Below are 12258 nucleotides of genomic sequence, written 5' to 3'. Positions count from 1 at the left end.
TCATTCGTCGGAGGAGAGGGCATCTGGCTGGTCGACATCGCGTCGATCGGCTTGTGGATCCGATGAAGAATCCGCTGGAGAATCGGTGTGCCGGCCGGTGGCCCGGTCGGTCTTCGTGTTTGGCATACGCCCCGCATCGCGGAGTGCATGCCGCAGCAGAAACTCGATCTGTCCGTTCAGGCTGCGCAGATCGTCGTTCGCCCAGCGCTGCACCGCGTCGAGCACGTCACGATCCACCCGAAGGAGGAACGACTTGCGTTCAGCCATGGTGCAGTACCGGGCACACGGTTGTCACGTGCTGAATCAGGTGTACAGCGAGCCGGTGTTCACCACCGGTTGCGCCGAACGTTCCGAGCAGAGCACCACCAGCAGGTTGCTCACCATGGCCGCTTTGCGTTCCCCATCGAGTTCCACGATGTCACGCGCCTTGAGCGCTTCGAGGGCCATCTCCACCATGCCCACGGCACCTTCCACGATGGTCTGACGCGCCGCCACGATCGCGCTGGCCTGCTGACGCTGCAGCATGGCCGCCGCGATCTCCGGCGAATAGGCCAGGTGGCTGATTCGGGCTTCGATCACTTCCACACCCGCCTTGGCCAGGCGCTCATGCAGCGCCTCGAGCAGGCCCTTGTTGACCTCGGTCTGGTGTGTGCTGAGCGAAATCTCACCCGTGCCGTGTGAATCGTACGGGTGCGTGGACGCCAATGCCCGCAGCGCCGACTCGCTCTGCACGGCGACGTACTGCACGTAGTCGTTCACTTCGAAGATGGCTTCGGCCGTATCCGTCACGCGCCACACCACGATGGCGCCGATTTCCACGGGGTTCGACTGCGCGTCGTTCACCTTGAGCTTGTTCGTCTCGAAGTTGCGCACCCGCAGCGACACCGCCGTCCGATGGATGAACGGGTTGACGAACCACAGGCCCGAGCGGCGCACGGTGCCCGCGTAGTTGCCAAACAGGGTCAGTACCTGCCCTTCGTTGGGGTCCACGGTAAAGAGCCCCTTGAAGCTCAACGACGCCACCGTGATGCCGATACCGCCGGCGATGATGGACACCGGTGCGGAGTACCGGGAGCCCCAAATGATCAGGGCAACGGAGGCGGGGATCGCGGCGATCAGCAGGATCGCCACGAGGAGCCCAGGCACCGGACGAACCTCGTTTTCGCGAAGCATGTAAACCTCTGGAGGGGGTTGGTATTAAAGTGATATCACTTCAGTATCTCTCTACGCAAGGTGGGCCGAACGGTTTCAGGGAACGAGACGAGGCGTACGGCGCGCCGCCGTGGGCGGGTTCTGTGGACCGCTCCGGAGGCACGTCAGGGAAAAAGCCTTGCGGTGAGGAAATGCCTTCGCAATAGTCGCAATGCGTCATTCACATATACGGAGGTCCCGCCCCGTGAAGTACCTCGTTCCGCGCCTGGCCCTGCTGGCCACGGCGCTAACTCCTGTTTTGCCCCTAGGTGCTCAAACGGCACGACCGGCGGCGCGTCCCGCTGCTGTTCGTCCCGCGGGTCCTGGGTTGCTGTCGGCGCCGTTCGATACCGGTGCCATCTCCTCGCTCAAGTGGCGCGAGATCGGTCCGTACCGTGGCGGTCGCTCCGTCGCGGTGGCCGGTTCGGTTGCCCGCCCGAAGGAGTATTGGATGGGCACCACCGGCGGTGGTGTCTACAAGACCACCGATGGTGGTGACACTTGGTTGCCGATGACGGATGGCTACTTCGGCGGCACCACGGGTGCGGTCGCAGTGGCGCCGAGCAATCCCGATGTCGTGTATGTCGGCGGTGGCGAGTTTGCGATCCGCGGCAACGTCTCCCATGGCGATGGCATGTGGAAGACCACCGACGGTGGCAAGACGTGGGTCAACATCGGTCTGAATGATTCGCGTCAGATCGCCAAGGTGCGCGTGCACCCCACGAACCCCGAGCTTGTGTACGCGGCGGTGCAGGGGCATGTGTGGGGCCCGAACGCCGAGCGCGGCATCTTCCGCAGCAAGGACGGCGGCAAGAACTGGCAGAAGGTGCTCTTCCGCGATGATTCCACGGGCGCGGCCGATCTGGTGATGGATCCGGCCAACCCGAACGTGTTGTATGCCGGCTTCTGGCAGGCGCATCGCAAGCCCTGGACGCTGGTCTCAGGCGGCAAGGGTTCGGGCATGTTCAAGACCACCGATGGTGGCGACACCTGGACCGAGATCACCCGGAACCCCGGTCTGCCGAAGGGTCTCTGGGGCAATATCGGCGTCACCGTCAGCGGTGGTGACTCGAAGCGTCTCTATGCCATCATCGAAGCCGAAGAAGGCGGCGTGTTCCGCTCCGATGATGCGGGCGCCACGTGGCAGCGTGTGAATGACGAGCGCAAGCTGCGTCAGCGGGCGTGGTACTACATGAAGATCTACGCCGATTCGAAGAATCCGGATGTGGTGTACGCCAGCAACGTGTCGTTCCAGGTCTCGCGTGATGGTGGCAAGACGTGGAGCAACGTGCAGGGCGTCAAGCACAGCGACTCGCACGACTTCTGGGTCGCGCCGGAAGACCCGAACCGCATGATCGAGGCCAACGACGGCGGCGCCAACGTGTCCACCGACGGCGGCAAGAGCTGGACGGACGAGGACTACGCCACGGCGCAGTTCTATCACGTCACCACGACCAACCACTTCCCGTATCAGATCTGCGGCGCGCAGCAGGACAACAGCACGCTGTGTGGTCCGTCGCGTGCGCCGGGTGGCATCACGATCGACATGTGGAAGGACGCTGGTGGTGGTGAGTCGGGCTTCATTGCGCCGCTGCCGAACAACCCGGACATCGTGTTTGCGGGCAGCTACGGCGGCTACCTCACGCGCAAGGACATGCGCACGGGACTCACGCGTGACATCAATCCGTGGCCGCTCAATCCGATGGGCCATGATGCGAAGGACGCGAAGTACCGCATGCAGTGGACGTTCCCGCTGCTGGTGAGCCCACACGATCCGAAGACGTTGTACGTCGGCTCGAGCGTGCTGTTCAAGACGGTGAACGAAGGCGACAGCTACACCGCCATCTCGCCCGACCTTTCACGCAACGATCCGCGCACGCTCGGTCCGTCGGGTGGTCCGATCACGAAGGACCAGACCAGCGTCGAGTACTACGGCACGGTGTTCGCGATCGCCGAATCACCGATCGCCAAGGGCACGATCTGGGCCGGCACCGACGACGGCCTGGTGCACGTCACCCGCAATGGCGGCGTGTCGTGGACCAACGTGACGCCGGCCATCCTGAAGGAACGGGAATGGGCGCGTGTCTCCATCATCGAAGCCAGCCACTTCAACGCCGGTACGGCGTATGTCGCGGCCAACCGCTTCCAGATGGACGACAACGAGCCGTATCTCTTCAAGACGACGGATTTCGGCAAGACGTGGACGCGCATCGACGGCAGCGGCAAGCCGAACGGCATTCCGGCCCACGAATTCACGCGTGTGATTCGCGAAGATGAGGTGCGTCCGGGGCTGCTGTTCGCCGGCACCGAACGTGGCCTCTGGGCGTCGCTCGATGACGGTGGCACCTGGTTCTCGCTGCGCCGCAACATGCCGATGGTGCCGGTGCACGATATCGCGATCAAGGAGGGCGATGTCATTGCCGGTACGCACGGTCGGTCGTTCTACGTGATGGACGACATCAGCCTGCTGCGTCAGGTGAACACCACGCTGCTGGCCAAGCGGGCGCACCTGTTCACGCCGAGCGCGGCGTACCGTCTCAACTGGGGCGGTGGTTTTGGTGGCGGCGGCAGCGCAGCCTCACCGGTGGGTCAGAACCCGCCGGCCGGCACGATCGTGTACTACTGGCTCAAGGAGCCGGCGAAGCGCGTGACCATCGAGTTCCGCGACTCCACCGGCCGCACCATTCGCAGCTTTGCCAGCGACGCTGTCGCGCCGACGCCTGCCGCTGGTGGCCGTCGCTCGGTGGCGGCGGATCGTCCGCCTTCGAACAACGTCGGCATGAACACGTTCTCGTGGAATCTCCGCGAAGGCGATGCGACCACGTTCCCGGGCATGATCATGTGGGCCGGCGCCACCAATGGTCCGCTCATTCCGCCCGGCAATTTCACGGTGCGTCTGCTCGTGGACGGCCAGTCGTTGGGTGATGCACGCCTGGTGGTGAAGAAGGATCCGCGTAGCAACGCGACGGGCGCCGATCTCCTGGCGCAGTACAAGCTGCTCATGCAGATCCGCGATCGGACCACCGATGCCAATGACGCCGTGCGCACGGTGCGCTACGTCCGTCAGCAGGCGGTCGAGAAGATGAACGCGGTCGGCAGCGACTCGGCGCGTTACGCGACGCTGGTGAAGGATCTCGATCAGAAGATCAGCGCGATGGAAGCGGAGATCTATCAGGTCAAGAACCAATCGGGTCAGGATCCGCTCAACTACCCGATCAAGGTGAACAACCAGATCGCGGCGTTGTCGGGTGTGGTGGCCAGCACCGAAGCACGTCCCACGCGGCAGTCACAGCAGGTCTTCGATCTGCTCACGAAGGAGCTGGAAGGCTATCTCGTGGAACTGCGCAAGGCGTACAAGGATCTGATCCCCGCCATCGACGAGATCCGCAAGAAGCACGGACATCCGGCCATTGAAGTGAAGGCGGCCGATACTCCGGGGGCGCGTCAGACCAGCGCAGAAGAAGACGAGACGGGCGACTATCGCCTGCAGTAGTCGTCTCGATGTTGCTGTGAGTTGAAGAGCTGCCGGCCGGTCTCGTGATCGGTCGGCAGCTTTTTACTGCTTTGCCGCGCATTTCCGTGTCATCCGCGGCAAAAAGTAGATCAACCTCAAGTCAGCCGCTGCAATCGCCGAATACTCGCTATGCCCAACAGCGGCCCGAGCGCCAATGCCGCAAATGCCCACTGCCACCCAATCCACTGCACCAGCAGCGGCACGATCTGAATGGTGACGGTGGTCAGTAGAAAACCAATGGACACCTGCACGGTGAGCGCAGTGCCCACGGCGTGCGGCGGAACACTTTCGGTGACCAGCACCGAGAACTGCGCGCTGTCGGCGATCACGAAGAATCCCCACGCCAGAGCGAGTGGCGCGAGCAGCCACCACGAGCGACCAAAAGTGAGGCCGATCAGCAGCGCACATGCACCGCTCAGTGCCATCGCGCGATTCACCAGGCGCGCGCGGCCGATGCGATCGGCGACGAGCCCTCCCCAGAAACAGCCGATGCCACCCACCGCGATCACGCCGAACGACAAAAGACCCACCAGTCGCGTCGGCACCGGCGAGCCGGTCGCCGCCGCATGCGCCACCGCACTCGCGCCAAGAAACGCGGGAATCCACGTCCAGTACGAATACAGCTCGGCCATGTGTCCGAGATAGCCGCCGGTTGCCAACCGCCAACGGCGCTCACGAAACACCGTGCCCACCAGGCCCCATGAAAAGCGGCGTGCCGGAAACGCATACGGGCCATCCACATAGCGCCATCCGATGAGCAGAGCCGCCACCAATGCTGCGCCACTCGACGCGAACACCACTGCCCGCACCGTGACATCGGGAATGGCCTGCGCGAGATACGGTGAGGCTTTGCCCACCGTGAGTGCGCCCACCACTGTGCCCACCGCCAACCCACGCCGTTCGCGGAACCAGGTGGACGCCATTTTCATGGCTGGCGGGTACACGCCCGCGATGCAGCACCCGCACAGTGCGCGTGCAACCAACGCCCAACCATAGCTCGGGGCGAGCAACAGCAACGCATTGCTGAACGCGCCCAGTGTCGCGGCAGTCGCAAACAGCCGACGGGCTGGCACCACGTCGGCCAGGTTGAGCACCGCCGACAGTGCCGTACCGAGTACGAACCCGAGCTGCACCACCGTGGAGAGCCACCCCACGTCCGTGGCCGAAAGCGCCCAACGCTCTGTGAGCTGGGGCGCAACGGCACTGCCCGTGAACCACACCGACATGCCGAGCAGCTCCGCCACCGAAATCAGCGCCAGCATGCGCCAGCGGTCCGGATGCGTGTCGTCAGCGCGCATGGTCATGATGGGACAGCGGGGGCGAACGCGTTCCTACTGCTGTTGATCTCGCGGCGTCGCGCGATAGTCGCCCAACTGCTCTGCCACACCACCCAGAAAGCCGTCCACGCGCAGATTGCGATTGCGGAAACTCCGCAGGAAGCGCGCAATCGGGTTGCTCGTCACACTCGATTCGAACACCGAGAGGTCGGTACCGTCACCTGCCACCTCGAGCCGAAGCCGCCATTCACCGACGAGCTCCTGGCTGTCATTGCGCAGACGCACCGTGAGTGTCGATGGCATGTCTTCCTGCGTCACTTCGAGCGCTGGCAGTTGCGGTGCCCAGTCGGGGATCTGTTGCACGCCGCGCACCACGCGCCACACCTCATCGCGGCGTGCGGCAATGCGAATGGTGCGAGTGATATCGAGACGCGCCGGCGCCATCAGGCCGCCGATCAGCATCGCCAGGATGATCGATGCGATGACACCCATGACGACAAGAATCCAGTTCATCATGAGGGCACGGTCCGGTGAGAGAGAGTCATACGGCCGCGCCGTCGATCATCGTGCGCACCCGACGGGACAGTTCCAGCGAGGTGAATGGCTTGGCCAACAGCGTGCGCTCATCGGCGCTGATTCCCTTTCGCAGGACCTCGTCGTCGGTGTACCCCGACACATACAACACGGGCAAACCAGGACGCAGCATCACGAGGCGATCGGCCAGGGCACGTCCATTCATTCCCGGCATCACCACATCGGTGACGAGCAGGTCGATGCGCCCGGGAAATGCCAATGAGATGGCCAGCGCCGCATCACCATTGGCGGCGGCCAGCACACGATAGCCACGACGCTCCAGCGCCGCCGTGGCCACGGTGCGCACGGCGTCTTCGTCTTCGGCCAGCAGAATGGTTTCGGTGCCGGCCAGTGATCCCGACTCCTGATCCGCGTCGCTGGGGCGTTCCACGGTTTCATCGAGACGCGGCAGCAGCAGATGCATGGTGGTGCCCACACCCAGTGTGGATTCCACCCGGATCTCACCGCCGGCACGTTCCACCATGCTGCAGGCCAGCGCCAAGCCAAGTCCTGAGCCTTTGCCGCGGGCCTTGGTCGTAAAGAACGGCTCGAAGATGTGCGCCTTCACATCGTCGCTCATGCCCGTACCGTTGTCGGCGACACTGATCGACGTCCACTCGGTCTGAGCGTCGAGCGTGAAACGCTGACGTTGCTCCGGCGAGATCGGTCCGACCCGGATGTCGATGCGACCACCGCTCGGCATCGCATCACGGGCATTGCTGACCAGATTGAGCAGGGCCTGTTCGAGCTGCCCCGCATCAGCGCGCACCGTACCCACTTCGCTGTCGAGATGGGTGTGCAACGCAATGTGTTCACCCACCAGGCGGCGCAGCAGGCGGTCGAGTCCCAACACGATGGCGTTGGGGTCGAGCACGGCGGGCTGCAACACCGCCTTGCGACTCACCGCCAGGATTTGCCGAGACAGTTCGGTGCCGCGTACCGCAAGCGCACGGATCTCGTTCACATCGGCAAATGCTTCGGTGCTCGGATTGAGCTGCGACAACAACAGATCGCAGTAGCCGAGCATGCCGGTGAGCAGATTGTTGAAGTCGTGCGAGATGCCGCCGGCAAACGTGCCGATGGCTTCCATCTTCTGCGCCTGGCGAAGCTGTTCTTCGCTGCGCGCGAGTGCCCGCTCGGCTTCACGGCGTGCGGTGATATCCATGCCCACCGACAACCAACTGGCGCGACCCAGGCGACGCGAAGAGGTGGTGATGACCTCCATCTCGAGCCGCTTGCCGGTGGCCGTGCGGTGCATCCAACTGCCCGCATTCTGACGGGCTTCGGAAAACGGGAGACGTGCGCCGCTGAAGCGTTCCATCTCCGATGGATCGATCAGGTCGACGATCTGCAGCGTGAGAAAATGCTCACGATTGTAGCCGTACTTGTCGATCGCGGCCTGATTCACCGCGAGAATGTTGGTCGTTTCCGCATCCCATGCCCACATCGGGAGCGGATTGGAGTCGAACAGAAATCGATAGCGTCGTTCATTGTCGGCCAGCGCCGCGGTGCGACGCTCCATCGTTTCCGCCATCTGGTTCAGCGCTACGGCGAGTTGCCCCACTTCATCGCTGGAGCGGATCACGGACCGATGTCCAGACAGGCCGGCCGACAATACATGGGCGTCCTGAATGAGGGCTTCCACCGGGCGTACGATGTACGTGCCCGCGGCATAGGCAATGACACCGCCGGCGGCGAACGCACCGGCCAGCAACAGCGCGCCGGGCCACCCGTCATTGCGCAGATCGACCATGGTGGCCACCAGCACCGGCGGCATCATCGTCACCAACGACATGACCAGCAACCGTGCGCGCAGTCCCAGTCCCCGCACCGTATGCACGGTGGGGGGACCAGAGTCTACGGTGCGTAGCGCCGGGTCGGTCACGGGTCAGAAGTGGATCAGCGGAACGCGCTGAAGAACGCCGGGGAAATCAGCCGCTGATCTGCTCGGTGCCAGCGGGCATGGTCACCGCCATGCCCATCGCGTGATAGCCCTTGTCGACATACACGGTGGACCCCGAAATACCGCTGGCCAACTTGCTGGCCAGGAAGGCCGCGGTGGTGCCCACTTCACGGGCTTCCAGTTCTTCCGGAAGCGGCGAATTGGCCGCGCAATACTTGACCATGGTCTGAATGATGCCGATGGCACTGGCCGCACGGGACGCATACGGACCGGCCGAGATGGTATTGACGCGCAGCCCCCACTTCCGGCCGGCTTCGAAAGCCAGCACACGGGTATCGCTTTCGAGCTGGGCCTTGGCCGACGACATGCCGCCGCCGTAACCCGGAATGGCGCGCTCACTGGCCATGTACGTGAGGGAGCACACCGAACCGCCCGGACGCATCAGCGGACCGAAGCGCTGCACCATCGACACGAGCGAGTATGCACTGGCGCTCGATGCAGCGAGGTAACCCGCGCGGCTGACCTCGAGCAGCGGCTTCTTCACTTCGGGGCCATTGGCCAGCGAATGGAAGACGATGTCGAGCGGCTGCTCGCCGAAGTCGGCCACGAGACGCTGTGCGAGGCCGTCGATGGAGAAATCGCCGAGTTCCTTGTAACGCTTGTTTTCGCGCACATCGGCGGGGGCATCCTCGAGTGCGTCATATACCGCGTCGAGCGGATAGATGCGCTCGAAGGTGAGCAATGAACCGTCCGGCATCTGGCGCGACTCGTCGATCTTGCCGCGCTCGATCAGGTTCAGAAAGATGTTGAGCGCTGGTGGCCATGTGGCCACACACACACTCGCACCCGCTTCCGCGAAGGCTTTGGCAATGGCCCAGCCAAAACCATTGTCATCCGCAACGCCCGCCACGAGGGCGCGCTTTCCAGTCAGATCGATAGGTAGCATGCCCGAAAGATACTCTACCGGGACGCCCTCGTGAGCCGGTCCCGCACGCCTTCCCATCCCGGCTCGTCGGGAGGCATCTCGATCAGCACGAGCGACGCACGCCGCGCGTCCACCTCATGCAACGCCGCGTAGAGGGCTCGCGCGTACGCATCGGGCGCCTGCGGCATGGTCAGCGTCATCATCTCCGGCCCATTGCCCGAGGAAGGACCGAACACCGTGCCACGGAGCAGCGCCATGGTCGGCCCGGAGTCCGCTGACCCTTCCTGGCGCGCGATCAACGCTGTGCTCACCTCGGCCTGTTGCTCCGGCGCAAACAACCACACATCGGCACGCGGGGCATAGTGCCGGTCTGCCATGCCAGGCGAACGGGGGGCCGCTGGTGTGCCATCATCGGCATGCGTGGAAGCCTCTGCCAAGGCCTGTGAGGCGGCATGTGGAACGGCACGTGGCGCCGCATGGCGAACGGCCACGCCCAATCCGTCGAGCGCCGCTTCGAGCGTCTCCCGACCCAGCATGCCGGGGCGCAGGATCGTGACCGTGTCACCGGTGCAATCCACCACGGTGCTTTCAATGCCCACGGTACTGGGGCCACCATCGAGCACCAAACCCACCCGATCCCCCAGCGAGGCCACCACATGTTGCGCGGTGGTCGGGCTCACCTGGGTGAACCGGTTCGCACTCGGAGCGGCGATAGGACACCCCGCGGCGGTGATCAGCGCCAGTGCCACCGGATGCGACGGCACACGCAGGGCCACGGTATCGCCGCCGGCGGACACGATGTCCGGCACATGATCCGCTCGAGGTACCACCAGCGTGAGCGGCCCGGGCCAGCAGCGCTCCGCCAGTCGTGCCGCACTGATCGGCCAGTGCGATGCAAATCCGGCCGCCATATCGGCGCTGGCCACGTGCATGATCACGGGATTCCACGCCGGCCGGCCCTTCGCGGCGTAAATGCGTGCCACCGCATCGGGGTCGAGCGCGTTGGCCCCCAGCCCGTAGACCGTCTCCGTCGGAAAGGCCACCAGCCCACCAGCACGAAGGATCTGTGCGGCATCAGCCAGCACATCGGGATCGGGGTGGACGGCGTCCACGGCAACAACACGCATCCCGATACTCTATCGACAATCGTGCGCCGGTGCAGGGGGCGGTGTGCCGACCGCCTCGTCCAGCGCTACTGCCGCGTCTCGATGGCCCGTTTGGCGATGCCGTCGACGAGGCGCGGCGAGATCAGCTTCAGCAGACGTCCGATCTTTCCACGCCAGGTCATGACGAGATCACGATCCCGGCGCGCCGTGGCTTGCAGGATGAGACGGCAGCATTCGTCCGTGGGCATCGTCTCCCCGGGCTGACGCTTGTAACCGCGCTCTCCGTATGGCGTCCCGTCGGACGACAACGCCCGTTGATTGATTTCGGAGAAGACAAAACCGGGATAGATCACCGTCACCGACACACCACTGCCATCGAGTTCGATGCGCAGCGAATCGAAAAAGCCGGCCATCGCGTGTTTTGTGGCGGCATAGGCCGTGCGTTTGGGTACACCCGTGAGCCCGGTGAGGCTCGAGATGGCCACGATGCGTCCTGATGTCGCGCGCAGGTGTGGCAAGGCATGGGCGGTGCACCACACACTACCGAGATAGTTCACCCGCATCAGCGTTTCGAAGATGGACAGGTCGGTGATGCTCTCGAATGGGGCGCTGGAGCCAAGACCGGCATTGTTCACCAGGACATCAAGACGGCCGAATGCAGCCACCGTGCGCGCGATGATCGACGCGCAGTCGGTTTCCACACTCACGTCGCCCACCACCACCAGCGCGTCACCGCCCTGGGCCCGACATGCCGCTGCCACCTGCTCGAGACGGGCACCATCACGCGCGGCCAAGGCCACCCGTGCACCACTTGCCGCAAACTGTCGTGCCAACTCGGCGCCGATACCGCTCGAAGCGCCGGTGATCAGGACGACCTGACCGGCAAACGGACCGCTCACAGGCCTCGTGGGGCGTCGTCACCCGGCACGAAGTCGTCCGATGCGTCCATCTCGAATGGTGCGTCGAGAATGCGCAGCGCCTGCGCGCTGTCGACAGTGCGTACCGCGAGGCGCACCGGATACAGCAGGTGCATGGAGGGGAGCATGCCGCCGGCATCGTCACGCAGCACGACCGCGGGGATCTCGTGTGCCTCGAGCACACTGCGTGCAACGAGTGCTTCCATCTCGTTCACGTATTCGCGAATGACCACCATAGCTTCTCCCATGGCGCGAAAATAGCGCGTCAGCAGAACCGCCGTGAGTGCTCGTTTGTTACATTGCGAGCATGGCAGCGGCATTTGGCATCTTTGTGCTCACGGAACTGGCCGGCGAAGCTGGCGCAGCCGTACGTGAGATTCAGCAGCGGTTCGATCCGAAGCTCGCACGGTTGACGCCGCCGCACATCACGGTGGTGGGTTCGTCCGGGCTCGGTTCCATACCCACCGATACCCCAGTGGAGCGCATTCGGGACGCACTCGCGCCGATTGCGGCGACGACGGCCCCGATGTCATTGCGTCTCGAGCCTCCGCATCGGTTCATGCAGACGGACATCGTGTCATTGCCACTCGATCCGCACGGCCCCCTGCGCACGATGCATGAACGCATCGGCAAGAGCGGACTGCCTTTCAAGGCGGCACGCTTCCGGTTCACCCCGCACTGCACGCTGAGCTTCTATCCGACGCTCACGCCGCAGCGGGAGCGCGAGCTGCTGGCACTGCGTGTCACAGCACCGGCCATCATCGACCGCCTGCAGGTGTACCTGACCCGCGATCCTCAGCCCAGCAAGTTGTTGTTCGAGTTGCCGTTGCTCGGCTGAAGGGAATTGGGAAG

General features: G+C 64.2%; 11 protein-coding genes. 2 read left to right on the top strand and 9 right to left on the bottom strand.

Features of this window, described 5'->3' with window-relative positions; genetic code table 11:
• Both GAU_RS18365 and GAU_RS18360 read right to left on the bottom strand, forming a co-directional pair.
• A complete protein-coding gene (locus GAU_RS18365) occupies positions 1–267 on the bottom strand; it encodes a hypothetical protein (RefSeq protein ID WP_015895408.1) in 267 nt (88 codons plus the stop codon).
• A 36-nt stretch (positions 268–303) separates the two neighbouring features.
• Positions 304–1173: an SPFH domain-containing protein gene (locus tag GAU_RS18360; protein ID WP_015895407.1), complete on the bottom strand. Its 870-nt coding sequence runs from the start codon at positions 1171–1173 to the stop codon at positions 304–306.
• Positions 1174–1396: 223 nt separating this feature from the next.
• Here GAU_RS18360 and GAU_RS18355 point away from each other — a divergent pair, with 223 nt between their 5' ends.
• The gene (locus tag GAU_RS18355) at positions 1397–4684 is read left to right on the top strand and encodes a WD40/YVTN/BNR-like repeat-containing protein (RefSeq protein WP_197526013.1); all 3288 of its coding nucleotides are present in this window, start codon (positions 1397–1399) and stop codon (positions 4682–4684) included.
• A gap of 116 nt (positions 4685–4800) precedes the next feature.
• Here the strand turns inward: GAU_RS18355 and GAU_RS18350 are convergent, their stop codons facing one another.
• The 7 genes from GAU_RS18350 to GAU_RS18320 all read right to left on the bottom strand — a co-directional run bounded on the left by GAU_RS18350 (position 4801) and on the right by GAU_RS18320 (position 11654).
• Positions 4801–6009: an MFS transporter gene (locus tag GAU_RS18350; RefSeq protein WP_015895405.1), complete on the bottom strand. Its 1209-nt coding sequence runs from the start codon at positions 6007–6009 to the stop codon at positions 4801–4803.
• A gap of 27 nt (positions 6010–6036) precedes the next feature.
• Positions 6037–6498, bottom strand: a complete 462-nt coding sequence (locus GAU_RS18345) for an SRPBCC family protein (RefSeq protein ID WP_015895404.1) — start codon at positions 6496–6498, stop codon at positions 6037–6039.
• 25 nt (positions 6499–6523) lie between these two features.
• Complete coding sequence (locus GAU_RS21425; RefSeq protein ID WP_052574539.1) at positions 6524–8440, bottom strand: ATP-binding protein; 1917 nt, start codon at positions 8438–8440, stop codon at positions 6524–6526.
• 46 nt (positions 8441–8486) lie between these two features.
• Positions 8487–9404, bottom strand: a complete 918-nt coding sequence (locus tag GAU_RS18335) for an enoyl-[acyl-carrier-protein] reductase (protein ID WP_015895402.1) — start codon at positions 9402–9404, stop codon at positions 8487–8489.
• Positions 9405–9418: 14 nt separating this feature from the next.
• On the bottom strand, positions 9419–10510 hold the full coding sequence (locus GAU_RS18330; protein WP_015895401.1) for an L-threonylcarbamoyladenylate synthase: 1092 nt from the start codon (positions 10508–10510) through the stop codon (positions 9419–9421).
• A 65-nt stretch (positions 10511–10575) separates the two neighbouring features.
• Positions 10576–11388, bottom strand: a complete 813-nt coding sequence (locus tag GAU_RS18325) for an SDR family oxidoreductase (protein ID WP_015895400.1) — start codon at positions 11386–11388, stop codon at positions 10576–10578.
• The gene (locus GAU_RS18320; protein WP_169307732.1) at positions 11385–11654 is read right to left on the bottom strand and encodes a putative signal transducing protein; all 270 of its coding nucleotides are present in this window, start codon (positions 11652–11654) and stop codon (positions 11385–11387) included. The genes GAU_RS18325 and GAU_RS18320 overlap by 4 nt, the downstream gene beginning before the upstream one ends.
• A 59-nt stretch (positions 11655–11713) precedes the next feature.
• On the opposite strand from GAU_RS18320, the gene GAU_RS18315 reads away from it, so the two are divergent.
• Positions 11714–12244 carry a 2'-5' RNA ligase family protein gene (locus tag GAU_RS18315; RefSeq protein WP_015895398.1) on the top strand — a complete coding sequence of 177 codons (531 nt, stop codon included), beginning with the start codon at positions 11714–11716 and terminating at the stop codon, positions 12242–12244.
• Positions 12245–12258 lie beyond the last annotated feature (14 nt).

The organism is Gemmatimonas aurantiaca T-27 (genome assembly GCF_000010305.1).
In the GTDB taxonomy this organism is placed as follows: domain Bacteria; phylum Gemmatimonadota; class Gemmatimonadetes; order Gemmatimonadales; family Gemmatimonadaceae; genus Gemmatimonas; species Gemmatimonas aurantiaca.
This window is presented reverse-complemented; position numbering and strand designations above follow the sequence as displayed.

What these genes read in the sequence shown, in the direction of transcription:
- GAU_RS18365 (WP_015895408.1), bottom strand. Translation starts at nt 267, where the DNA reads ATGGCTGAACGCAAGTCGTTCCTCCTTCGGGTGGATCGTGACGTGCTC.
- GAU_RS18360 (WP_015895407.1), bottom strand. Translation starts at nt 1,173, where the DNA reads ATGCTTCGCGAAAACGAGGTTCGTCCGGTGCCTGGGCTCCTCGTGGCG.
- GAU_RS18350 (WP_015895405.1), bottom strand. Translation starts at nt 6,009, where the DNA reads ATGACCATGCGCGCTGACGACACGCATCCGGACCGCTGGCGCATGCTG.
- GAU_RS18345 (WP_015895404.1), bottom strand. Translation starts at nt 6,498, where the DNA reads ATGATGAACTGGATTCTTGTCGTCATGGGTGTCATCGCATCGATCATC.
- GAU_RS18335 (WP_015895402.1), bottom strand. Translation starts at nt 9,404, where the DNA reads ATGCTACCTATCGATCTGACTGGAAAGCGCGCCCTCGTGGCGGGCGTT.
- GAU_RS18330 (WP_015895401.1), bottom strand. Translation starts at nt 10,510, where the DNA reads ATGCGTGTTGTTGCCGTGGACGCCGTCCACCCCGATCCCGATGTGCTG.
- GAU_RS18320 (WP_169307732.1), bottom strand. Translation starts at nt 11,654, where the DNA reads ATGGGAGAAGCTATGGTGGTCATTCGCGAATACGTGAACGAGATGGAA.
- GAU_RS18315 (WP_015895398.1), top strand. Translation starts at nt 11,714, where the DNA reads ATGGCAGCGGCATTTGGCATCTTTGTGCTCACGGAACTGGCCGGCGAA.